Source organism: Pelobium manganitolerans, from assembly GCF_003609575.1.
GTDB lineage: Bacteria > Bacteroidota > Bacteroidia > Sphingobacteriales > Sphingobacteriaceae > Pseudopedobacter > Pseudopedobacter manganitolerans.
Map to the genome: position 1 here is coordinate 167,974 of NZ_MBTA01000027.1, position 22,310 is coordinate 190,283.

Annotated in this window: 19 protein-coding genes; 11 read left to right on the top strand and 8 right to left on the bottom strand. The window is 41.4% G+C overall.

The window, feature by feature from the left end:
* The first annotated feature begins 34 nt into the window (after positions 1–34).
* Positions 35–856, top strand: coding sequence for an enoyl-ACP reductase FabI (locus BCY91_RS14165; protein ID WP_120182699.1), 822 nt, complete (start codon positions 35–37; stop codon positions 854–856).
* Positions 857–1,269: 413 nt separating this feature from the next.
* Here the strand turns inward: BCY91_RS14165 and argS are convergent, their stop codons facing one another.
* Complete coding sequence (gene argS, locus BCY91_RS14170; RefSeq protein WP_120182700.1) at positions 1,270–3,036, bottom strand: arginine--tRNA ligase; 1,767 nt, start codon at positions 3,034–3,036, stop codon at positions 1,270–1,272.
* A gap of 372 nt (positions 3,037–3,408) precedes the next feature.
* On the opposite strand from argS, the gene BCY91_RS14175 reads away from it, so the two are divergent.
* A complete protein-coding gene (locus BCY91_RS14175; RefSeq protein ID WP_120182701.1) occupies positions 3,409–4,122 on the top strand; it encodes an FKBP-type peptidyl-prolyl cis-trans isomerase in 714 nt (237 codons plus the stop codon).
* Positions 4,123–4,148: 26 nt separating this feature from the next.
* Here BCY91_RS14175 and BCY91_RS14180 read toward each other — a convergent pair whose 3' ends face one another.
* Complete coding sequence (locus BCY91_RS14180) at positions 4,149–4,919, bottom strand: queuosine precursor transporter (RefSeq protein WP_120182702.1); 771 nt, start codon at positions 4,917–4,919, stop codon at positions 4,149–4,151.
* 85 nt (positions 4,920–5,004) lie between these two features.
* On the opposite strand from BCY91_RS14180, the gene BCY91_RS14185 reads away from it, so the two are divergent.
* The 6 genes from BCY91_RS14185 (at position 5,005) to BCY91_RS14210 (ending at position 14,214) form a co-directional block, all read left to right on the top strand.
* Positions 5,005–6,150 carry a methionine aminotransferase gene (locus BCY91_RS14185; RefSeq protein ID WP_120182703.1) on the top strand — a complete coding sequence of 382 codons (1,146 nt, stop codon included), beginning with the start codon at positions 5,005–5,007 and terminating at the stop codon, positions 6,148–6,150.
* 66 nt (positions 6,151–6,216) lie between these two features.
* Positions 6,217–6,993 (top strand): amidohydrolase, encoded by a 777-nt coding sequence (locus BCY91_RS14190; RefSeq protein WP_120182704.1) that lies wholly within the window; start codon positions 6,217–6,219, stop codon positions 6,991–6,993.
* A gap of 145 nt (positions 6,994–7,138) precedes the next feature.
* A complete protein-coding gene (locus BCY91_RS14195) occupies positions 7,139–9,613 on the top strand; it encodes a penicillin-binding protein 1A (protein WP_120182705.1) in 2,475 nt (824 codons plus the stop codon).
* A gap of 5 nt (positions 9,614–9,618) precedes the next feature.
* Positions 9,619–12,810: a basic secretory protein-like protein gene (locus BCY91_RS14200; RefSeq protein ID WP_317124683.1), complete on the top strand. Its 3,192-nt coding sequence runs from the start codon at positions 9,619–9,621 to the stop codon at positions 12,808–12,810.
* A 45-nt stretch (positions 12,811–12,855) separates the two neighbouring features.
* Positions 12,856–13,368 (top strand): peptide-methionine (R)-S-oxide reductase MsrB, encoded by a 513-nt coding sequence (gene msrB, locus BCY91_RS14205; RefSeq protein ID WP_120182706.1) that lies wholly within the window; start codon positions 12,856–12,858, stop codon positions 13,366–13,368.
* Between the two features lie 201 nt (positions 13,369–13,569).
* Positions 13,570–14,214 (top strand): ankyrin repeat domain-containing protein, encoded by a 645-nt coding sequence (locus BCY91_RS14210; RefSeq protein ID WP_120182707.1) that lies wholly within the window; start codon positions 13,570–13,572, stop codon positions 14,212–14,214.
* Here BCY91_RS14210 and BCY91_RS14215 read toward each other — a convergent pair.
* From BCY91_RS14215 to BCY91_RS14230, 4 genes are all read right to left on the bottom strand, one after another.
* The gene (locus BCY91_RS14215; protein WP_120182708.1) at positions 14,211–15,074 is read right to left on the bottom strand and encodes an SdiA-regulated domain-containing protein; all 864 of its coding nucleotides are present in this window, start codon (positions 15,072–15,074) and stop codon (positions 14,211–14,213) included. The genes BCY91_RS14210 and BCY91_RS14215 overlap by 4 nt on opposite strands.
* A gap of 79 nt (positions 15,075–15,153) precedes the next feature.
* On the bottom strand, positions 15,154–15,603 hold the full coding sequence (locus BCY91_RS14220; RefSeq protein ID WP_120182709.1) for a PepSY-like domain-containing protein: 450 nt from the start codon (positions 15,601–15,603) through the stop codon (positions 15,154–15,156).
* Positions 15,604–15,727: 124 nt separating this feature from the next.
* The gene (locus tag BCY91_RS14225) at positions 15,728–16,996 is read right to left on the bottom strand and encodes a sensor histidine kinase (protein ID WP_120182710.1); all 1,269 of its coding nucleotides are present in this window, start codon (positions 16,994–16,996) and stop codon (positions 15,728–15,730) included.
* Positions 16,993–17,667, bottom strand: coding sequence for a response regulator transcription factor (locus tag BCY91_RS14230; RefSeq protein WP_120182711.1), 675 nt, complete (start codon positions 17,665–17,667; stop codon positions 16,993–16,995). The genes BCY91_RS14225 and BCY91_RS14230 overlap by 4 nt, the downstream gene beginning before the upstream one ends.
* 161 nt (positions 17,668–17,828) lie before the next feature.
* On the opposite strand from BCY91_RS14230, the gene BCY91_RS14235 reads away from it, so the two are divergent.
* Positions 17,829–18,269: a PepSY-like domain-containing protein gene (locus BCY91_RS14235; RefSeq protein WP_182995397.1), complete on the top strand. Its 441-nt coding sequence runs from the start codon at positions 17,829–17,831 to the stop codon at positions 18,267–18,269.
* Between the two features lie 106 nt (positions 18,270–18,375).
* A complete protein-coding gene (locus BCY91_RS14240; protein WP_182995398.1) occupies positions 18,376–18,993 on the top strand; it encodes a DUF2490 domain-containing protein in 618 nt (205 codons plus the stop codon).
* A gap of 144 nt (positions 18,994–19,137) precedes the next feature.
* Here the strand turns inward: BCY91_RS14240 and BCY91_RS14245 are convergent, their stop codons facing one another.
* Together BCY91_RS14245 and BCY91_RS14250 are read right to left on the bottom strand one after the other, a co-directional pair.
* The gene (locus BCY91_RS14245; protein WP_245989151.1) at positions 19,138–20,004 is read right to left on the bottom strand and encodes an aminotransferase class IV; all 867 of its coding nucleotides are present in this window, start codon (positions 20,002–20,004) and stop codon (positions 19,138–19,140) included.
* Between the two features lie 15 nt (positions 20,005–20,019).
* Positions 20,020–21,051, bottom strand: a complete 1,032-nt coding sequence (locus BCY91_RS14250) for an RluA family pseudouridine synthase (RefSeq protein ID WP_120182715.1) — start codon at positions 21,049–21,051, stop codon at positions 20,020–20,022.
* A 200-nt stretch (positions 21,052–21,251) separates the two neighbouring features.
* Between BCY91_RS14250 and BCY91_RS14255 the strand changes: the two genes are divergently transcribed.
* A complete protein-coding gene (locus tag BCY91_RS14255; RefSeq protein ID WP_120182716.1) occupies positions 21,252–22,298 on the top strand; it encodes a DUF6588 family protein in 1,047 nt (348 codons plus the stop codon).
* The last annotated feature ends 12 nt before the right edge of the window (positions 22,299–22,310 follow it).

A 22,310-nucleotide genomic window follows, 5' to 3' on the forward strand; every position in this document is an offset into this window, starting at 1 on the left:
AGTCTATTAAAACAGCAAGTTAAACAATCGATATATGGCTTATAACTTATTAAAAGGAAAACGTGGCATCATTACAGGTGCATTAGATGAAAATTCTATCGCTTGGAAAGTGGCCGAAAAGGCTCACGCAGAAGGTGCAACATTCGTTTTAACCAATGCCCCAATTGCCATGCGCATGGGCGAAATTAACGCTTTGGCAGAAAAAACAGGCTCTAAAATCATTCCTGCCGATGCAACCAGCGTTGAAGATTTGACCAAACTTTTCACCGAGTCTCAGGAAGTTTTAGGCGGTAAAATCGACTTTGTGCTTCACTCTATCGGCATGAGCGTGAACATCCGCAAAAAAATCCCGTACACCGAATCTAATTACGACTACTTTTTAAAAGGTATAGATGTTTCTGCTTTGTCTTTACATAAAATGTTGGCCGTAGCTAAACAGTTGGATGCCATTAACGAATGGGGAAGCGTGGTTGCCTTAACCTACATGGCCGCACAGCGCACCTACCCTTTTTATACCGACATGGCCGACATTAAGGCGATGTTAGAGTCTATTGCACGTAGCTTCGGCTACCATTATGGTTTAGAGAAGAAAGTGAGAATTAACACCGTTTCTCAATCTCCTACACGCACCACTGCCGGCTCGGGTATTAAAGGTTTCGATAATTTCTTTGATTATGCAGATAAGATTGCACCATTGGGAAATGCCGATGCCGCATCGTGTGCAGATTATTGCATTAGCCTATTCTCTGATTTAACGCGTATGGTTACCATGCAAAATCTTTTCCATGATGGCGGTTATTCTTCAACTGGTGTAAGTATGGATGTGATGAACGCAATTGGCGAAGGTGCGGAGTAAAACTAGAAAAAACGCTGATTAATATATAATATTAAGAATTAAGTTTAGGTAATCAATAAAATAACTAAAACGGAATACCCAGATCAAGCGCTCGTTCCCAACGAGCGCTATTAAGAAAAGACTTACGAAGTTTCAAAAACTTCGTAAGTCTATAAATCTTTTAAATTTATATCATGAAATTTTTTAAAAGGTATTTTAAGTAAGAACGCCCACCACGTCATGCTTAGCGAAGTCGAAGCATCTCACTAGCAAGGCTTATGCGTATCGCGTGGCAACCTATATATGAGATGTCTCGTTGCCTAATGACGAGTCTTATAATTGATCCGTTTAAACAGTTTCTAAAATAGGCTTAACGCTAAAAAAAGACTTTACCGAAGTTTCAAAAATTTCGTAAGTCTAAAATATTAAAACATCTACATCCTCTCTGGCACCTCAATTCCCAAAATTGCCATAGCCATATTTAAGGTTTGCGCCGTGCTGGCTGATAACTGCAACCTAAAAGCTTTAACCAATTCGTGTTCGGTTTTTAAAATAGATTCGGTTTGGTAAAACTTATTATAGGTTTTAGCCAAATCATAAGCAAAATTTGCGATAGCAGCTGGGTTATAATCTTTTGCTGCTTGCTCCACAATTTGCGGATAACGGCTCAGCAGTTGTAATAGCTCCACTTCTGTGGTGCCAAGTTGCGCCGGAAAACTTACTTCACCTGTAACAAAACCGGCTTTTTTAAGCACCGATTTAATCCTGGCGTGGGTATATTGGATAAAAGGGCCGGTATTCCCCTGAAAGTCGATGGATTCGTTAGGGTCAAAAAGCAAACGCTTCTTAGGCTCCACCTTTAACAAGAAATATTTAAGTGCGCCTAGCCCAATCATCTGGTAAAGCTGGTCTTTCTCTTCGTCGCTAAAGTGATCTACTTTGCCCAAAGCCTCCGTTTTTTCTTTTGCCGTCAGCTTCATCTCTTCAATCAAATCATCGGCATCTACCACCGTGCCTTCCCTAGACTTCATTTTACCCGATGGCAAGTCCACCATCCCGTAAGAAAGATGGTACAAGCCTTTTGCCCAGCTTTTGCCCAACTTTTCCAAAACCAGAAACAGCACCTTAAAGTGGTAATCCTGCTCGTTACCTACTACATAAATAGATTGATCGCAGTTAAATTCGTCGTATTTTAACTGCGCGGTGCCCAAATCCTGCGTAATGTAAACTGATGTACCGTCGGCGCGGCGAACCAATTTCTCGTCCAAACCGTCGGCAGTTAAATCAATCCAAACAGAACCGTCTGCTTTTTCAAAGAAAACGCCTTTCTGCAAGCCTTCCTCTACCAAATCTTTCCCTAACAAATAGGTGTCCGACTCGTAATAATATTTATCAAAGCTTACGCCCAGTTTTTTATAAGTTTCATCAAAGCCCGCGTAAACCCAGCCGTTCATTTTTTTCCATAAAGAAATCACCTCCGCGTCGCCTTGCTCCCATTTTAGCAACATTTGTTGCGCTTCTTTAATTAAAGGTGCTTGCTTTTTTGCTTCTTCTTCGCTTAATCCCTGCCCTAGCAGTTCGTTAATTTGCTTTTTATATTCCTGATCAAAAACCACATAATATTTGCCCACCAGATGGTCGCCTTTTAAACCGGCATTTTCTGGTGTTTCCCCTTTGCCAAATTTTTGCCAAGCCAACATAGATTTGCAGATATGGATTCCCCTATCGTTTACCAAATTAGCTTTTATCACCTCAAAGCCGGCGCTTTTCAAAAGGTTAGACACGGCAAAACCTAACAAATTATTGCGTACATGACCCAAATGCAACGGTTTATTGGTATTAGGCGATGAATACTCTATCATTACTTTTTGTCCGTTTTTAGGCAGTTGGCCAAAATCGGGCGCTAAAACTTCGTTTTTAAAAACACCAAGCCAGTAAGCATCGGTTAAAGCCAGATTTAAAAAACCTTTAATTACGTTAAAACTTTCCACCTCTTGGCAGTTAGCCTGTAAATATTGGCCCAATAAAGTTGCGGTTTGTTCTGGCGATTTTTTGGTTTGTCGGACAAAAGGAAAAACTACAAAAGTCACATGCCCTTCAAACTCTTTCTTGGTTTGCTCTAAATTAACCTGAGTGGCCGAAATTTCGGTTTCAAAAACATCGGCGAAAGCCTTTACAATGGCTTTTTGTAAAAATTCCATGGCGCAAAAATAGCTAAAGTAAAATCATTATAGACGTTTTTTGTATCGATTTAAATTCTGATAGATTTGCTAGGAAAGCACAGATTAGGCAATAAAAACGTTAAAATGGTTCATTAGGAGGAAGTTCATTAGTTTTTTAGGAGTCCGTTAAGAGTTCATTAGTTTTTTAGGAGTCCGTTAAGAGTTCATTAGTCTTTAGGAGTTCATTGGTTCATTAGGAGCGAGTTGGTTTAGTAAAGAGCCAGCTAACATTAAGAGCGCATCATCTTGATACCCTATACTCTATACTCTATACTCAATACCCTATACTCTATACTCAATACCCTATACTCACTTCTTTTCCCTATCTTCAACGGTTTTTATTTAAAAAAGATGATTCAAAAAGCATTATTAACGTTGGGCCTTAGCGCCTGCTGCGTATTGGCTACAAATGCGCAAAACACAAAAAAGCCGGCGGCTCAAAAACCTGCTGGCGCTCCTGCTAAAACCTTAACCGAGCTGGATTCTGCAAGTTATTCTTTCGGGATGAAGATTGCACAGGGCTTAAAATCCGACGGTGTACAGGCCTTAAACTACGATTTGCTAAAACAGGGAATGCAAGACGTTTTTACCGGAAAAACCTTGGTGGTAAATGACGAACAGGCTGGCCAAACCATCAACCAGTTTCTGCAAAAAATTAGCAAAGCAAAATACGCGGCCTTAGAAGAAGCAGGCAAAAAGTTTTTGGAAGAAAATAAAAAGAACCCCAAAATTACCACCACAGCTAGTGGGTTGCAATACGAAGTGCTTCAACCTGGCACAGGCGTAAAACCAAAAGCAACAGACACCGTAACCGTACATTATAAGGGCACTTTGGTAGACGGAACACAGTTTGACAGCTCTTACGACCGTGGCGAGCCAATTACTTTACCTTTAGATGGCGTTATCAAAGGTTGGACAGAAGGCGTGCAATTAATGCCTGTTGGTGCTAAATATCGCTTTTACATTCCCTATCAGCTAGGTTATGGCGAAAGAGGTGCCGGGCAAGACATCCCTCCTTTTAGCACGCTGATATTTGATATTGAACTGTTAAAAGTCGGAAAATAAATTTAGGGCCGGTTCAACCGGCTTTTTTATTTCCGTTCGGCATCCGCCATCATTTGCGCCGCTAAATCTTTCCCTAAAAACCACTCGATAATGCCGTGAATGAGGTAAAGAAAAGGCGTCATCAACAAGGCCACAACAAATTTGTAGGTATAATTTACCAAACCAATGGCAGCAACCATTTTCCAACCCCAGTTGTATTGCGGGTTTAGGTAAAATGCGATGAAGATCACCACAAAGCTATCAATCAGTTGCGACACCAAAGTGGAGCCCGTTGCGCGGAGCCACAGTTTATGCTCGCCAGTAATCTTTTTAATGTTGTGAAATATTTTCACATCGGCCACCTGCCCTATCAAAAAAGCAGTGATAGAACCCACAATAATCCACATTCCCTGCCCAAAAACACCGGTAAAAGCGTTGTTCATGTTGGTATCAGAGCCGTTTATACTCTGGTGAATCCAAAAATCTGAAGGCACTAAATTGATGGTGAAGCCCACCACCACAAAAGAAAACGCAATTAATATCGCCGCAAGGTACGAGAGAAATTTAACGCCTTTGGTGCCATAATATTCATTAATGATATCCGTCATAATAAACACAATGGGCCAAGTTACTACCCCGGCCGACATATTGTACGACAAGCCTTTGATGCCAAATAAATTGATGTTGAACTTGGCAAAACCCAAAGACTCTTCTACAGAAAAAATCTTAACGCCAATGAATTCGGCAAGTATCGCGTTAGCAACTAAAAAGCAGCCTAGCACCACAAACAACTTACTTTCTTTAGAGTGATGGTTCATAATTCTAAATTATGAGAATAATTTTTAAAATTTAATAGCTTATTTTGCCAAAGGCACAGCAATTATTTATTTTATATTTTCCGTTTTGATCAATTTTACCTCTAAATTACCGCAAACACAAACCTCTATCTTTTCAACCATGACGGCTTTGGCCAATAAACATCATGCGGTTAACCTCTCGCAAGGTTTTCCGGATTTTGATGTAGACCCCGAACTGGTTGAACTGGTAAACCAGCAAATGCGCCAAGGACACAACCAATACGCGCCTATGCCCGGTTTGTTAAGCTTACGCGGATTAATTTCTGAAAAAACACAATCCTTGCATCAAAGCTATTACTCGCCCGAAACCGAAATTACCATTACAGCGGGTGCCACGCAAGCCATTTACACCGCCATTGCGGCCAGCATTAAACCAAACGACGAGGCCATTATTTTTGAACCTGCTTATGATTCTTATGCGCCCGTAGTTAAGGCTTTTGGCGGTTTAGTAAAACCTTACGAAATGGCACCGCCTTTTTACGATATAGATTGGAACATGGTGAAACGCCTGGTAACTGCCAATACCAAACTCATCATCATCAACTCGCCACAAAACCCTTGCGGGCGGATTTTGAAAGAAGAAGATATTAAGCAGCTAAAAATCATTACAGAAAACACAGACATTTTAATCATCAGTGACGAGGTTTACGAGCATCTGATTTACGATAAACAAACGCACCTAAGTTTAGCGCGCTACCCCGAGCTTAAGATGCGCACTTTTATCACCGCAAGCTTTGGTAAGCTTTTCCACTGCACAGGCTGGAAAGTTGGCTATTGCCTTGCGCCAGAAATGCTAATGAAAGAATTCAGAAAACTGCACCAGTTTATGGTTTTTAGTGTAAATACGCCTATGCAATTCGCCATTGAGGCTTATTTAAACAATAAACCTACGTATTTGGAGTTAAATGAGTTTTTTCAGCGTAAGCGCAACCTATTCCGTAAGCTTTTGGAACCGTCGCGTTTTACCTTATTGCGTTGCGAAGGCACGTATTTCCAAAACGTAAGTTACGAGCGCATTGCAGCAGATAACGATGTAGAAATGGCTACAAAGCTGGTGACAGACTATAAAGTAGCGTGTATCCCAAACTCTAGTTTTTATACACGCAACACAGATTTTAGGACCTTGCGTTTTTGCTTTGCTAAAAAAGACGAAACTTTAGAAAAAGCCGCAGAGTTGCTCTTAAAAGTGTAATTTACACGGAACCGTTTTTGCGGTTACGCATCTATAATCACAAATACTGATGAGAAACAGATGAATATGGAAAGTTTAAAAATCACCTTGTTGCAGGTTTATCTTTTTTGGGAAAACATTGATAAAAACCTGCAGAATATTGGTTTAAAATTATCCGCTTTGCGCGAGAAAACCGACATCATTGTTTTACCCGAAATGTTTAGTACCGGCTTTTCTATGAATGCGGAAGCTTTGGCAGAAGAAATGGACGGCAAAACCATGCAGTGGATGCACGAAAAAGCCAACCGTTACGATGCAGTGGTTACCGGATCTATCATTATCAAAGAAAACGGGCAGTTTTTTAACCGTTTAATTTGGATGAACCCCGATGGTAGCTACCAATATTACGATAAAAAGCACCTTTTCGGGATGGCCAAAGAAGACAGCGTTTATACTGCCGGCCAAAAGAAATTGATCATCGACTTTAAAGGCTGGAAAATATTACCGGTAATTTGTTACGATTTGCGTTTTCCGGTGTGGTTGCGTAACCAAGATGACTTGTACGATTTGCTGTTGGTGGTAGCCAGCTGGCCCGAAAAACGCGCCAAACATTGGAACACCCTCATCCCGGCACGCGCTATCGAAAACCAAAGCTACGTAATTGCTTTAAACCGCGTTGGGCACGATGGAAACCAAGTTTATTACTGCGGAGACACTACCTGCATTGATCCGGCCGGTAATGTGGTTTACTACAAACGCGATGAGGAAGATGTTTACACCTTTAGCATTTATAAAAACGAGATAGAAAAAACACGCCGCTATATGCCTTTTTTAAAAGACGCAGACCGTTTCCGTCTTGGTTAATTGAAACCGGCACCAATTGTTAAATAGTGTTAAATCGCGATTTGGAGCACGTTTTCAGCAATTTTAGCCAAACAAAAATTATATTTGTTTGGGTTATTTCAAACTCCTTCCACTTTTATTGCAAGCAAAGCGCCATTATAAATATATGTTTAAAGAAATCCGCAGCAAAGCCGTCCGCTACCCACTAATTGTCATCTACTTTATCATCCTTTTTTTGTGCGCTTTAGAGCTTAACTTCTTAGGACTGTTCGGCTACTCGCCAGCAAAAAAAGACATCAAATTTCCATCGCTAAACGTATCATCTGAGGTTTACACAGCAGATAGCGTGCTTATCGGCAAATATTACACAGAAAACCGTACCCCGGTAAGCTTTAAAGAGATTAACAAAAACCTTATTAACGCATTGGTTGCTACAGAAGACGTTCGGTTTTTTAAGCATAACGGTGTCGATTTTTTTTCCATTTTCTCGGGCATTGTTTCTACGGCAACCGGCGATAAACGCGGCGGAAGTACCATTACACAGCAACTGGCAAAAAATTTATACCGCACGCGTTTAAACAAATCGCAAGGCTTCATCAGTAAAATACCTTTGGTGCGCACCTTGGTTTCAAAAGTAAAAGAGTGGCTTACTGCTTATAAATTAGAAGCAAACTACAGTAAAGAGGAAATAATTACCATGTACCTCAATACCGTGCCATTCGGCAACAACTCTTACGGCATTAACACTGCATCTAAACACTACTTCAACAAATCTGTAAGTGATATCAACCTGCAAGAGTCGGCTACTTTGGTGGGAATGTTGAAAGCGACATCCACCTATAATCCCATCAAAAATCCAGAAAACTCCAGAAAAAGGCGCAATGTGGTGCTTTCGCAGATGCAGAAGTACGGCTACATTACACAAGCGCAGTACAACAGTGCATCGGCAACGCCCTTAAAATTAGATTTGGGTAAAGATGTAGGTAAAAACGACGGCGACTCGTACCTAAGATCTGCCGTAGCCAAATGGTTGGACAAATGGTGCGATGAAAACGACTACAACTTGTACGAAGATGGTTTGAAAATTTATACCACCATCGACTCTAAATTACAGAAATATGCCGAAGAAGCTGTTCACGAGCAAATGAAAACTTTGCAAAAACGTTTTAACAATGTTTGGGGCGACCGTGAACCGTGGCGCGACTCGGAAGGAAATGTAATTGAAGATTTTGTTCAGAAAAATTTAGACCGCCTGCCGTGGTACAAAGGTTTGGTTCGCGATTATGCTGGAAATCAGGATTCTATTGATGCTTATGTAAACAAAAAGAAGAAGATGACCGTATTTTCTTGGGACGGCGATAAAGAAGTGGAATTTTCTACCGTCGACTCGATAAAGTACTACGCCAAAATCCTTAATACCGGCATGATGACTTTAGATCCGTTTAGCGGAAAAATTAAGGTTTGGGTTGGCGGAAACGACCATACCTACTTTAAATACGACCACGTAAATCAAGCCAAACGCCAAGCCGGCTCTACTTTTAAGCCTTTTGCATATTTAGCAGCCATTGAAAGCGGTATAGACCCCTGCGATAAATTTACCGATAAACCTGTTACCATCACCTACCAGGACCAAGGCAAAACAGAAGTTTGGGAACCTAAAAACGCCGACTGGCACTTTAGCTACCGCGAAATGTCTTTACGCTGGGCAATGGCAAAATCTGTAAACTCTATTACCGCACAAATTACCGAAAAAGTGGGCTGGGATAAAGTGGTAGAATATGCGCACAAATGCGGTATCGAAAGTAAGTTGCAATCCGTACCGTCGGTAAGTTTAGGTCCTAATGATGTTTCGGTATTTGAGATGGTAAAAGCTTACGGCACTTTTTTAAATCAGGGAAAGCGTGTTGAACCCATTCTGGTAGAAAAAATTACGGACCAAGATGGCAATATTATTGAGGAGTTTAAATCTAAACAAACCGAAGTTTTAAGCAAAGAAATTGCGTGGCTAATGCTTTATATGTTTAGAGGTGGCATGGAAGAACCCGGAGGCACCTCGCAAGCACTTTGGGAGTGGGATTTGTGGAAGAAAAACAACCAAATAGGCGGCAAAACCGGCACTTCTTCTGATTATGTTGATGGCTGGTACATGGGCATTACTAAAGACTTGGTGACTGGGGTTTGGGTAGGTGCAGATGATAGAAGCGTACACTTTACCACCTCAGAAACTGGAGAAGGATCGCGTACAGCATTGCCAATTTTTGCAAAGTTTATGGAGAAAGTTTACAAAGATCCAAGCACCGGCATTACTTTAGGCCCCTTTCCAAAACCCGAAGTAGAAATTACACGTAAGTACAATTGTCCATCGCCGCGCATTGTGGTGGATACTACCTTTAACGATAGTACTTTGGTGGATTCTTTAAACCTGATAAACCAACCTTTGGACGATGAGATGATAGAACCACAGCCAGACGCAAAACCGAACGAAAACGTCATTAAAGCAACAGACGCAAAAAAAGACAAAACGCAAGGCACAGACGCTAACAAACAACAACCTAAACCGGCAGAAAAGGAAGAGCTATCGCGCAGAGAACAGCGCCGTTTAGAACGCCAAAAAGCCAAAGAAGAAAAATCTAAAGATTAAGATATATGGAGCAGCATCAGAAATATAAAAAACATTGGGCATACCTTATTGCAACAGGTATGCTTTTGTTGTTAATAACGGTCATTGGCTCATCTGCGCAAGCACAATATTTTGGACAAAATAAAGTGCGCTACAAAAACTTAAAGTTTAAAGTGTACGAAACGCCACACTTCCATTTGTACTACTACACAAAAAACGACAGTTTAATTAAAGCTTTTGCCAAAGAAAGCGAAGCTTGGTACTCTATGCACCAACAGGTTTTCAGAGATACATTCAGGCGCCCCAACCCGATTATTTTATACGGCAACTCGCCCGAGTTCCAGCAAACAACGGCTATTGGCGGAGAAATTGGCGTTGGTACTGGCGGTGTTACCGAAGGCTTAAAAAACCGCGTGGTGATGCCTTTGCAGGAGATAAACGGACAAACGCGCCACGTGTTGGGGCACGAGTTGGTGCACGCTTTCCAATACCATTCTTTGATAGAGGGCGACTCTACCCAGCTAGAAAACATCGGGAACTTGCCTTTATGGATGATAGAAGGGATGGCCGAGTACCTCTCTTTAGGAAAAGTGGATGCGAATACTGCGATGTGGATGCGCGATGCGGTACTCAACAAAGACATACCGTCTTTAAAGGACCTAACTACCAACAGCAAATATTTCCCTTACCGCTACGGGCAAGCCTTTTGGGCTTTTATTGGCTCCACCTATGGCGATACGGTCATTTTTCCGTTCTTTAAAGCAACTGCTAAGTATGGTTACGAGTTTGCTATCCGCCGCACTTTTGGTTACGATGATAAAACACTCTCCAACCTTTGGAAAGCGTCTTTACAAAACAGCTACCGCCCGTACCTGAAAAACACAGACGAAAAACCCATTGGTATTAGCGTTGCCGATACGCTAAGTGGCGGCGACATGAACGTGGCGCCGGCCATTAGCCCAGACGGGAAATATCTGGCTTACCTGTCAGAACGCGATTTGTTTTCTATTGACCTTTATTTGGCCGATGCCCAAACGGGGAAAATTATCCGAAAGCTAACGTCAAAAATCAGCAATAGCCATATTGACGAGTTCAACTTTATAGAATCGGCTGGCGCTTGGTCGCCGGATAGCCGGAAATTTGCATTTAGCGTTTTTGGCAAGGGGCGCAATAATTTGGTAATTGTGGACATTAGCAATGGCCGGACGCTTTTAGATGTGGGCATGGGCGATGTGGAGCAATTCGGGAATTTAACTTGGTCGCCAGACGGGCAAAACATTGCTTTTTCGGGTTTAAAAAATGGGCAAAGCGATTTGTTCAGCTATAACTTACAAAGCAAACAAGTAAGCCAGCTTACCGATGACTATTTTACAGATTACCAGCCCTCCTACTCGCGCGACGGCCAAAAGATTGTGTTTTCTACAGACCGTGCCAGTTTAAGAGACGATAATGTAAAAGCGACTATCCCAATGGGGATGGCCATTTTGGATTTAAACACCAAACAAATTGAACCGATAAAAGTATTTAGTGGCGCAAACAATTTTAACCCGCTTTTTGCAGATGGCGATACCCAGATTTACTTTTTATCTAACAGAGACGGTTTCCGTAATTTGTACCGCTACAGCCTCAACAGCCAGTCGGTGGTACAGCTCACAGATTATTTCACGGGCATTAGCGGTATTACAGAAAACTCGCCTGCGTTAAGCATTTCTAACAGCGATGATATCGTTTATTCGTACTACCGTTCGCAACGTTACACCCTGTACAATGCCAAGGCTTCGGATTTTACCGCAAAGCCAGTCAACCCGCAACAGGTAGATTTAAGTGCGGCAGTTCTGCCCCCACCAACGTCGGTAGGCGTAGATATCATCAATAAAAACCTGGCAAACTTTAGCGCTTATGATGATTTACCGGTAGATTCTGTTAAAAGCATCCCTTTCCGCCCGCAGTTTAAGCTGGATTATATTGCCAACAACGGCGCTGGCGTTTCTACCAGCCGTTTTGGCACCGGACTTTCGGGCGGGGTACAAGCTATCTTTAGCGATATTTTGAGCAGAAACCAGATTTTTGCGGCTGCAGCCGTAAACGGCGAAATTTACGATTTTGGCGCGCAGATAGCTTATATGAACCAAGAAAGCCGTTGGAGCTGGGGCGGTGCAGTATCGCATATTCCTTATCAGTTTGGCAGCTATGGCGCTAAATACGAAGACTTGTCCACCTCTAACGGAACACAAACGTTTTATAATCAATATTTAGATTTAGTGCGTGTGTTTGAAGAATCGGCGCAAGCATTTACTTCTTACCCTTTTAACAAAATTACCCGTGCCGAGTTTGGCGTCGGAGCCTCTCACTACTCTTATCGGGTAGATAGGTATAGTGATTACTATCCTGTGGATGCTAATGGAAACATCACCAGCTATTATCCTTGGTATCGGGATAAAAACAAAATTTCTATTGATGAATTTAACAACAGCAGCGGCAACAGCTTTTACGGCTCGTACTATTTAAAACCATATACTATTTTCCAGCTTAACACTGCTTTAGTGGGCGACAATTCATTTTCTGGCGTGGCTTCGCCTTTAAGTGGTTACCGTTATCGCATTGGCCTTGAGCAATATTTGGGTACTTATACCTTTACGGCGCCAACCATAGATTTACGTCGTTATGTACGCGCCAAGCCTGTAACTTTCGCAGGCAGAATTTATGGCTATGGCCGATTAGGAAACGCTAATAATCAGCTTTACCCACTGTTTATCGGTTACCCGTATCTGATCAGAGGCTACGAGTCTAATTCTTTTTACCGCGATAATAGCGGTCAAAATTTAAGCGCTAACGGTTTCAGTATCGACCAATTGATTGGTAACCGAATAGCTGTTGTTAATTTTGAAGTGCGTTTACCATTTACCGGACCCGAGAAGTTGTCGGTTGTCCCGTCTAAATTTTTATTCTCGGAACTCAACCTGTTTTTTGATGCCGGTTTAGCTTGGGATAAAGGCCAGACGGTTGATTTTAGCAGGAAAGCGCCACCACAAATTGGAACAAATAACAACGTGCCCGTTTATGATTCGACGGTTAAAGTACCAGCGTATAGTGCAGGTATCTCGGCACGCGTAAATGTATTTGGCTATTTTGTGTTAGAACCTTATATGGCTTTCCCGTTTAACCGCACCGATGTGAAGAAACCTGTATTTGGTTTGGCCTTTTCTCCGGGATGGTAAAACCAAAAGCACGCTAATTTCGTTGTTAACATAAAAACAGAAGAAATGAAAAAGTTAGGATATTTAATTTTAGGTTTTGCCGGCATGCTGAGTATAAGCTCATGCGGACAATCTAAAGGAGAAACAGATAAAAACGGAAGTTCTTTAGAAGAGAAAAAAGGCAAATTCCCGATAGAGAAAACAGAAGCGCAATGGCGAGAGATTTTAAGCCCTCAAGCTTTCCAAGTGATGGTGAAAGAAGCCACTGAACCTGCATTTAAAAATGCTTATTACAACAATCACAAAAAAGGCATTTATGTGAGCGTTGCCACCGGCGAGCCTTTATTCAGTTCGGAAGATAAATTTGACTCTGGTACAGGCTGGCCAAGTTTTACCAAACCCATTAACGATAAGGCCGTCATCTGGACAAAAGATACTTCTTACGGAATGACACGTGACGAAGTAATTGAAGCTAAAACAGGCTTGCATTTGGGCCACGTTTTTAGAGATGGCCCTGCCCCTACCGGTTTGCGTTACTGCGTAAACTCCGCCGCTTTAAAGTTTATACCGGCAAAATAAATCGAACAAAAATTTAACTAACAAAAGCGGAGAACTTCCGCTTTTGTTAGTTAAGATGATGCTTGCGCTGTTCTAAAAATCATTGTTGGGCTAAAAATCCCCCTAAGCTTCCCCCACATTTTTACTTTTCACTTTTAATTTTTAACTTTTTAATTAGCTTTAGGGTTTATCTGTTAAATAAAAGCCCAAAAGCGCTTAAGAATGGAACAAAGCATTGAAGAGTTAATCATTAATAACGATGCAAATGGCATTAAACAATTGCTAACTGCCCAGCCGTCTTTGGCATCTGCAGAAACCAGTCATGGGGTGTCGCCTTTAATGCTTTCTTGCTTTTTCAACAAAAGCGAGGTTACGCCTATTATTGCCGAGTTTTTGCCCAAGCTCACTTTTTTTGAAGCGGCTTCTATCGGAAAATTTGATGAGGTTGCACACCAGCTTTATCAAGACACCGATTTGGCCAACCGTTTTTCTGAAGACGGTTTTACAGCGTTAGGACTGGCTTGTTATTTTGGTCGCGATGAAATTGCACGTTATCTCGTGTTAAAAGGCGCTCCGGTAAATTTGCCGTCGCAAAACGGTTTCAATGTATTTCCTATCCACTCTGCCGTTGCCGGTAATTTTACAGATATTACCAAAATGCTGATCGAGAACGGCGCTAGCGTAAATGTAGCACAACAATCGGGTTTAACGCCTTTACACAGCGCGGCCCAAAACGGGAATATAGAACTAATTATCTTGTTATTAGAGGCCGGTGCAAATGTGAGCGCACGTATGGAGGGCGGCAAGTTGGCGGCCGATTTAGCCGCCGAAAAAGGTTACCACGAAATAGCCGACATTTTAACCTAGCGGTTTAAACGCACTTCTACAATGTTGGCTTTGCCATCTTTTTTGCCTGCTTCATTGGCAATAAACATACGCCCGTCTGGACTAAAAGTAAGTCCCTCTGGTTGCGCATACAAACTTTTGTCTAAGGTATAAACCTGCTTAATTTTTCCTTCGGCACTTAAAACCAACAATTTAGGATTCTTCCCCTCCAAAACTAAAATGTCCTCGCTTTTTGGATCTATCGCTAGCTCAGACAGGTTTAAGGTTTTAGCTACTTTTTTCCCTCTAAATTCTTTAAGCTCACTAGCTTGCATATCAATTTTAAAAGTAGGTGTTGTAATCCATTTTCCGTTTTGGCCTTCTTTTACCCGATAAATGTTTTTTGAGGTTTCTTCCTTATCATCATCTTTTGGAATGGTAATAAAGGTGTGCTGTTTCGCATCGTAATGCAAAGACTCTATGTTGTTATCTGCATTAAAAGCGGTTTGAAAGCTGTGTACTTGCCTATCTGCAGAGCGGTAATTTTTAATCTGATACAACAAGCCATCGCTCCGCATCACGTAAGCATCATTATTTACCACCGAAATCCCCTCGTAATCTCCGGCATCGGCGAAAGCTATTTCTTGCACAACTTTGTGCTGCACAATATCATAAAGAAAAATTTTACCTTCTTCATCTTGCACACAGGCAATCAAATTATCCGCTGCCCAGGCAATACCGCTTACCTCATTTAAGGAAGCCGGCAGTGTCCAAGTTTTTACAATTTTTAAAGCTGTTTTTGTTTGTGCTACATTTTCCTTATGTCTTTTAAAGTAGGTAAATGCCGTTAGCGTTATAAATGCTAAGGCAAATAAAATAGTGTATAAGCTTGTACGTTTCATTGTCATAGGGTTTTATAAATTAAAAAAACCGGTAAGCACGGGCTCACCAGTTTGTATTACTATTTTTTAAGAATATAACCTAATCCCAGTAGGTGACACTTTGGTTCAGGCTACCGTCGGCATTAAAAACCAGCTTAATATCGTTGGGCTCATTATTAATTTCTACTTGGTAATAAGTGGCAGAACCGATAGTAAGCATCTCAACCTCATCCACTGTTTTGCCTTCATAATCGGCATTTATTTTGGTTTGGATGGCTGTTGGGATTGTGCTAAGCGCTAAATCGTGTTTAAACTTCACCAGATTGCCATCTGATTTATATTGCGCTTCGTAATCTACACCGTTCAATTTAAAATCAAATTCGTACAAATCGCCGTCGCGCTCTGTTTCAACTTGGGTAGCGCCAGAAAATTTGGCGTTAAATGCAGTTTGCACTGCTTCCGGTGTTTCTGTGATTTTTACATCATCGTCTTTACTGCACGAAACCAAGCCGATGGTTAACATGGAAAGAAATAAAATTGCGTTTTTCATAAGTTTCTAATTTGTTTTAATAGCTTAAAAACTACGTCGAGGTATTTGCCATAACGTAATTAGTTTGCCGTTTTAAATTGTTGTTACAAGTTTAGAACCGAAAACTGGAAACAATTAGGAAAAATTAGATTGGAAACGCCAAAGTAAAATGATGTTGCCCATCAAAGTGATATTGGAGCTGTAAATGGTAACGGTCTGCAATCGCTTTTGCAATGGCCAAACCTAAGCCGGTAGAGCGCGAATCGGGATTTTGCTTTTTAAAACGCGTAAATACATCATTGGTATTTAAAGCTTTGGCGGTGCCGGTGTTACTGATGGTAATTTGGTTATAGCTGATAGAAGCCTGAATTTCACTTTCCTTTTTACCGTGCACAATAGCGTTTTTGAGCAAATTTGTAACTAAAATGGTGGCCAAACCCGCGTTTAAGCTATATTGTAGCGGTGCTGATGATTTTACGGTGAAGCGTATCTGTTTATGTTGCAGCAAATCTTCAAAATCTGAGGCAAGCTGTTGCAAAAGCTCATTAAAATCAACCCGCTCTAACTCTAGAAACTGCTTATTTTCAATTTTTGAGAGCAGCAAAAGCGACTTATTTAAACGCGTCAATCGATTTAGATTGTCCAGAACGCTTCCAATCTCGGCCAGCTGGTCATCGCTGAGCGGATGTTTCTCAGAAAAAAGCTCCAGCTTGTTAATGCTGATGGCCAATGGCGTTTGTAGCTCGTGCGCCGCATTCTCTATAAACTGCTTTTGGTTGATGTAGCTTTCGCGCGATTTGTGGGTAAGTTGCGCTACCGTAGCATTTAGCAATTGAAATTCTTCTACGTTACTATCGTGTGTTTGAATAGCGTTTTCTTTTTCAATCCTAAACTGCTTTAGCTGTGCAATAAGACTATAAAACGGCTTCCATACCTTGCGCAAAACGATGTTATTCAGCAAAATAATGCTTGCCAGTAGCAAAAGATAAAGGATAATAAGATATTTGATAACACTCTTAATCAAATCATCTTCTTCAACCATTGAAGTGGCGATTTGCAAGCGGTAATATTTATCGCCTAGCCGAAAAGCGCTTTCGTAAATACGTACCGGCTCAAACTCTTGTTCATTTTGCATGTACATCAAAGAATCTCGAAAATCATCCTCGGCTTCCTTAAATTCTTCTGCAGAAATTTGTGTAATGCGGTGGTTCTGTTTATCAAACCTTTCCGGTGTTTCAATAGGCCGGCCTGCTGCAAAATCCTGCAACAGCAATACCTTTTGGTTTTCTAAACCATCATCTAAACTATCATAAATCTCATCTAAAAGGGCATAATAAAAAATTACCGCCCAAATGGTAAGCAGCGGTAATAATAAAATGAACAAATATTTAGAGGTGTGGTTAAGTAGTTTCATGCGTTAACGTCCAATTTATAGCCAATGCCATACACCGCATCAATGGCTATGCTAGAATTTTCGAGCTTTTTACGCAGATTTTTTATTTGCGAATAGATAAAATCAAAACTATCTGCTTGGTCAATATGATCCCCCCAAACATGCTCGGCCAAAGCCGCCTTAGTTACCAAACGGGCTCGGTTAGTGATTAAATAGGATAAAATATCGTACTCCTTGCGGTTTAAAGCGATAGGCTGGCCATTTACGCTTACGCTGCGGCTCTCGGGCTCTACCTCTACATCGCCCAGTTTTATGGTTTTGTTGCCCTCAAAATTCCGGCGGCGCAACACTGCTTTCACACGTGCGTGCAGTTCGGCCATGTGAAACGGTTTGGCTAAATAATCATCTGCGCCTTTGTTTAAACCTTCTATCCTGTCATCTAAAGAATTGCGGGCCGATACAATGATTACGCCTTCCGTTTTGCCCATGTCCTTTAAGTTATTTAGCAATTCAAGACCGTTTCCATCGGGCAGATTAATGTCTAACAAAATACAATCGTATTCGTAATTGCTGATTTTTGAGGCTGCTTGGTCAAAATCATCGGCGGTTTCTACCGTGTAGTGCTCTAGCTCTAAGGTTTGCTTCATGTTGTTTAGCATCTGTGGCTCGTCTTCAACAATTAATATTTTCATGGGCGTTTCAACTTCTTAGGATGCAACATTTAACGGGCTTTTCTTACAAGGTTAAAACGCTAATCTAGAAACAAATGGGAAAATTTCCACTATCGAAGCTTTTTACCAATTTTTTCCAGTTTTCGGCAACAATTTTGGATAAAGGTTTAAAACAAAAATTTATGAAAACATTAAAAATAGCAGCCGTTCTGGCACTGGCCGGTTTTACAACGCAGGCTCAAGACTTAAAAACATCTCAACTGCCTGCAAAAGTGCAGGGCGCTTTCCAAAAAGCTTATCCACAAGCAAAAGACGTGGATTGGGAAATGAAGGGCGAATATTACAAAGTAGAATTTGATATTGGCCGTTTTGACCACGAGATTAGTTACGACGCGAATGGAACAGCCGTACGCGTAGAAAAAGAAGTAGCCGTTACAGAATTGCCCAATAGCATTGCCAGCGCCATCAAAAAAGCGCATCCGGATTACAAAATTGATAACGTTGAAGCAACGCAAGTGAACGGAAAAACCAGCTACAAAGTAGAAATTGAGCAAGGTTTATTTAAAGAGCGTAAACTGTACTTTGACGGAAACGGCAAATTAGTTAGTGATTTAGAAGATTAATCCTTTAATTTGCACCCGCACAAAAAGACCTATGAGTAGGTCTTTTTTTTAATCCAAAATGAGAATTTCCCCATTTATAATCGCATGTTTTATTTGTTGTATGGCAATGACCGAGGCGTTCGCGCAACAGAACCTGAACGTTTATGCCATGCCATCCGCAACGGTGAAATATGCTTTAAACAAAACAGTAGGCCAGTCTTTCACTGTAGAAGACCGAACTTTCCTGTACCGAAATAGCGACTATGAGTGGCAGTTGAAACACATTGAGCTATCGCATTTCACAAAATTAGAAGTAAAGAAAAACCGCTGGTTAGCTTTAGGTTTGAGTTACCGATTTGAAGGCGAAACCAAGCACGAGCGTGAATTTAGGCTGATGCAACAATTTGAGTGGAGAAAAGATGACAATGCTGTTTTTAAACACCGCATCCGCACAGAACAGCGCATTTACCCTTCGGCAACACGCTTGCGTTTACGCTACCAAACCAAATACAGCCAAAAAACAGATTTCATCTTCGATAAAGTTTCTGTGATCAACGAGGTGATGGTTGAAAAACATCCGCAAAAAAAACCCGAATATGAAGAACGCCTTGCACTTTACGGCGAATGGGAATTTAACAAGCACATTTCCTTGGAAGTAGGTACACAGTACCGTTTATCTAACTTTACCCACCGCAGCCGTACGCACAATATCTTTTTGTGTACAGGGTTGAACGTGGTTTTGTAGTTGGTTCGGGGTCAGGTGGTTAGTTTGTTAGGGGTTAGATGGTTGGGAGTTAGCTGGTTAGGTTTTAGAATGGGTAAACAAGCTCCTACGAATTATTGTAAGAGCTTTTAGCTATGATCTCTAAAAATTACACCGGAAGCAGCTTTAAACCAGCTTATTCAATTTGTCTGTTAAAAAGCGGGAAACTTCATTAAAGTAACGTTTGCGGTTAAAGCCCATTACCCATTGTATGCCTTTGGCGGCATTAGTGATAAACACCTCTTCCACTTCTTCTAAAATTTCTGGATTTATTTGCGCTTCAATCATGTTTAGCTCATTTTCTTTTGCTAAATCCATTACCACGCTGCGCATCACACCTGCAATACAGCCTTCACTTAATGCCGGCGTATAAATTTGCCCGCGGTAAACTAAAAATACGTTTGCCGTAATGCTTTCGCACAAAAAAGAATTTTGGTTAAGGATAAATGCCTCATCTAAACGCGCTTGTTGTTTGTATAAGCCCGCCATCACATAGGGCAAGGCGTTACAGGTTTTTAGGTTAGATAGTTTATTTATCGGCTTCAGGATATCATCGTACACATCCATTATCAAACCTTTAGGATTCAGCTCGTAACGCGGGCTTGGCAGTTCGGACAGTTCTAAGGTAAATGCGCTTTTATTTTCGGTAGGTGTGTATAGGCCCTCGGCGTTGCGGTAAACGTTAAAGCGTGCCCGGGCGTTCTTAGCAATTTTGTTGCGTTTGAGGAGCTCGTCAATTTTTTCGCGCAAAAAATACGCATCAAAGTTAGAGTAACCTTCCAATTTTAGGGTTTTCATCCCTTGCTGTAAACGGTCGGCGTGTAAATCTGCAAAATTCAACTTCCCATTGCTCACGCGCATGGTCTCAAACAAACCGTCGCCATACCTAAATGCACGGTTGTTATTGGTAAACAATTTATCATCACCCGCTGCTATCTCGCCATTAAAGTTGATAAAGTTGTGCTGCATAAGTGGCAAAGCTAAGCTTTGCATTTTGGTTTTTAGCCTTTAGCTTGCACTTTTTACGTAATTTCTCCATTTCTCTAATACAGAGGCAAAATCATCCGGAAGTTGGGTATCAAAGTGGCAATGCGTTTTTTTGCTGGGATGCACAAAGCCCAAAGTTTTGGCGTGCAGGGCCTGGCGGGGCATCATCGCGAAAGCATTTTCGACAAAATTTTTGTATTTGGCAAACAAGGTCCCTTTCCTAATTTTATCGCCGCCGTACATGGCATCGTTAAATAAAGGATGACCAATATGCTGCATGTGTGCGCGGATTTGGTGGGTACGCCCTGTTTCTAACTCGCACTGCACCAGGGTGACGTAATTAAAGCGCTCTAGCACCTTATAATGCGTTACGGACCATTTCCCTTTTTCCTCATCATCATAAACCTGCATTACTTTGCGGTCTTTTACACTGCGGGCGATGTAGCCCGAAACGGTACCGTCTTCGGCTAAATCTCCCCATACCAGGGCAAGGTATTGGCGCGTGATACTGTGGTCAAAAAACTGCTTCGCTAAAAAAGTCATGGCGCGCTCGTTTTTACTGATGAGGAGCAAACCGCTGGTATCTTTATCAATACGGTGCACTAAGCCGGGCCTGCCGTCATTGCCGGGAAGCTGTGGCAATTGGTTAAAGTGGTAAACCAAAGCATTTACCAAAGTGCCGCTCCAGTTTCCATAGCCGGGATGCACCACCATACCGGCTTCTTTATTTACCAGCACCACATCATCATCTTCATAAACGATATTTATAGGTATGTTTTCTGGATAAACCTCATTATCCCGTGGCGGGTGCGGCAGTACGATGCTGATTTCGTCAAAGGGTTTTACTTTGTAGCTGGCTTTAATTTTTTGTTTGTTAACCAGTACATTCCCTAGGTCAATAGCGTTTTGGATTTTATTGCGTGATGCATTTTCTATACGCAACATCAAAAACTTATCAATGCGCAATAGCGATTGCCCTTTATCTACCGTGAGCTTAAAATGCTCAAACAAATCGTTATCCTCTTCTTCTGTAAGGGCTTTCTCTAAATCCATCCGGCAAAATTAAACCTTTTCATTAAAAAGCGTTCAAATTAGCTCCAATTGGTATCATTCTTGATTTTGAGCCGTATTGGTTTTATAAACCATTTATAGATATGAGAGATTTTACTAGAAAAATTGGCATTGTGTTGAACTTTTTTCCGTTTCTTATCAGAAAAATCTACTTTAGAGAATAATTTATCCTCTTTGGTACGATGAAAAAAAGTTTACTTTCTTCACTAATGCTAGGCTTAGCGTTAACAGGCGTAACTACGCTTAAGGCACAAGACGTATCGGAACTGATAAAATCCGGTCCCGAAGATGCCACCAAATTAGTTAACGCATACTTTCAGCCAGCCTTTAAAGGTTTCGGTTTTGGGATGAACAGCGCTTGGTTCAACTCGGCGAAAGCCAAAAACCTCGGAAAATTCGATTTAAAATTTCAGGCTACCGGAGCTTTTGTGCCGAGCAAAGACCAAGAAATGCGCTTTGCTGATCTAAAGCTTTCTGATAACGTTGGTTGGAACCGCCCCACATCCCCTACTTTTTTTGGAAAAGACGATTATAGCGCGACTTTAATTTTAAAAGACGATAATGGCGTACCTACAGGTGCACAAATTGATATGCCCGAAGGTTTAGGTTTCCATACCGTACCGTCGCCACAAGTGCAATTGACAGTTGGTATTATTAAAAACACGGATGTATCTGTGCGTTATACGCCTAAATTTAAAGGAGACGATTTTGGCGCCATACAGTCTTGGGGTTTCGGCGTAAAACACGAGATTACCAAATATTTACTGCCAGGAAAAACAGAAAAAATAATTCCAATTGATTTGGCTTTGGCCTTTGGCTACAACCAGCTCACCTATGATTACAAGATTAAAGTGGGCGATCAGCTTAACGATGAAAACCCCGGTGTAGACCAAAACCAGCGCGTGGAAGCTAAACTATCTGGATATACGATAGATGCCATACTTTCTAAAAAATTGGCGGTTTTTACGCCTTTTGTTTCCATTGGTTATAACAGCGCTAAAACAAAGTTAGACGTTTTGGGAAAATATAACTTTAAAGACCCTAACCCTTTAAGCACTGATTACATTAGGTTTACTGACCCGGTAAAAATAGACCGCACAGATATTTCGGGTTTGCGGGGCAACGTTGGTTTCGCTTTGCATTTGGCCTTTTTCCGCCTGTATGCTTCCTATAGCGTTGGCGAGTACCAAGCGGTTTCCGGCGGTATCGGCTTTGGCATAGGCAAATAATTTATTACATCA